Source organism: Melaminivora alkalimesophila (genome assembly GCF_000282995.1).
GTDB lineage: Bacteria > Pseudomonadota > Gammaproteobacteria > Burkholderiales > Burkholderiaceae_C > Melaminivora > Melaminivora alkalimesophila.
On sequence record NZ_ALEE01000416.1, the window covers coordinates 1 to 1,964 of the forward strand.

Consider the following 1,964-nt stretch of genomic DNA (forward strand, 5'->3'; position numbering starts at 1 on the left):
CCGGCTGCCAGCGCCGGCGTGATCCCCCTGCGAAAGGCCAGCCGATGACCCGCCCCACCCCTCCGCAGGACCTACTCGCGCAGGCGCTGCAGGAGACCGATTTCGACCTGCGCGCACGCGCCGAGATGGCCTTGGCCTTTCCCCCCTCCGAGCCGCCCGCGCATCTGTTCAGACACACGCCCTGGCATGCACGCCGCGGCGTGCGGCGGCTGCTGGCCGCGCTGCTGGCCGGCAGCACTGCGGCGTCGGCCGTGTTCGCCATGCGCCCGCCCTCGCTGGTGCGCTCGGCCATCGAGCACGAGTACTACGAACGTACGCTGCGCGGCAGCTTCATGCCCGAGGCCGAAGTCGCCCGCCACCTGGACCTGCCGCCCGGCCAGCCCCTGCCCGGCTTCACCCAGCTGCTGCGCCCCTGCGAGATCGAAGGCAGCCGCGCCTACCACCTGACCACCTTCTTCGAGAAGGGCGGCATCGTCACCGTCATGGCCTTCGACCAGCCCACGGCCCTGCCCGACGGCCAGGGCTGGTGGGCCAACAGCTACTGGCAGGTGGCGCGCTCGCGCGAAGGCCGCCCGCTGGTGCTCATCGCGCAAAAAAAACAGGCGCTGGCCGTGGCCAGCCGGGCGCTGGCAGCGCCGGCAGCGGCTCACTGAGCGGCCGGCTGGCCGCGCCTCTTTCTTCACTTTACTTTTCCCACCAACCCCAGCAACGATTCCCAGGAGACAACGCCCCATGCACACCCAAGCTCCCGCCTCCCTGCCCCGCCGCCGGCCTGGCCAGCTTCCACCAGGGCGCCGCGGCGCAGTCGGCCGCGCCGGCCGCGGCCAAGCCGCTGCCCGGCTACGCCGGCTGGAAGAACGCCGATGCCGTCATCGTGCACAGCAGCACCACCATCGAGACGCGCCGCGGCGCCTTTGGCACCAGCGTCATCACGCCCTCGGACCAGCTGTACGTGCGCAACAACCTGCCCACGCCGCCCGAGTCCATCGTCGCTGACCGCGACGCCTGGCAGGTGCAGGTGAGCGGGGTAAAGGAGCCGCGCCGCCTGTCGGTGCGCGAGCTCAAGGCCATGGGGCTGGAGACGGTGACCATGGTGCTGCAGTGCTCGGGCAACGGCCGGGGCTTCTTCCCCAGCAAGCCCAGCGGCACGCCCTGGACGGTGGGCGCCGCCGGCTGCGTGGTCTGGAGCGGCGTGCCCGTGCGCGACGTGGCGCGCGCCCTGGGTGGCGTGGCTGACGGCATGAAGTACATGACCGGCACCGGCGGCGAGGTGCTGCCCGCCGGCATCGACCCCAAGACGGTGATCGTCGAGCGTTCGGTGCCGCTGGAGGCCATGCAGGATGCGCTGCTGGCCTGGGAGATGAACGGTGAGCCCATACCGCTGGCGCACGGCGGGCCGCTGCGCCTGATCGTGCCGGGCTACACCGGCGTGAACAACATCAAGTACATCGGCCAGCTCGCCTTCACCGACAAGGAGAGCGAGGCGCGCATCATGAGCCACGGCTACCGCATCTCGCCGCCGGGCGGCAAGGGCGACCCCAGCCAGCCGTCGGTGCAGCAGATGAGCGTCAAGTCCTGGATCAACGGCCCGCTGCCCGAAGATGGCGAGCTGGCCCCGGGCCGCGTGCAGATCCACGGCGTGGCCTTCGGCGGCATGCACGCCGTCAAGGGTGTGGAGGTGTCCGTCGATGGCGGCAAGACCTGGCAGGCCGCGCGCCTGGTGGGCCCGGACATGGGCCGCTACGCCTGGCGCCAGTTCGTGCTGCAGGCCGACCTGCCGCGCGGCAGCCACACCCTGGCCAGCCGAGCCACCGATGCTCAGGGCAACGTGCAGCCCGAGCAGCGCGAGGAGAACCAAGCCGGCTACAACAACAGCAGCTGGGCGGACCACGCGGTGACCGTCAAGGTGGCCTGAAGCGCCCGCCCCACCCTCTCTCCATCCCTTTACCTTGTGCGGCAGCCGC

General features: G+C 71.4%; 1 protein-coding gene and 1 pseudogene. Both read left to right on the top strand.

The genetic code is table 11. From position 1 onward, the window contains the following. Positions 1 to 44: 44 nt before the first annotated feature. Positions 45 to 653 carry a hypothetical protein gene (locus tag A612_RS08045; RefSeq protein ID WP_019373992.1) on the top strand — a complete coding sequence of 203 codons (609 nt, stop codon included), beginning with the start codon at positions 45 to 47 and terminating at the stop codon, positions 651 to 653. Positions 654 to 763: 110 nt separating this feature from the next. Beyond that, positions 764 to 1,915 (top strand): annotated as a pseudogene (gene sorT, locus A612_RS08050) (SorT family sulfite dehydrogenase catalytic subunit); the annotation flags it as partial. Positions 1,916 to 1,964 lie beyond the last annotated feature (49 nt).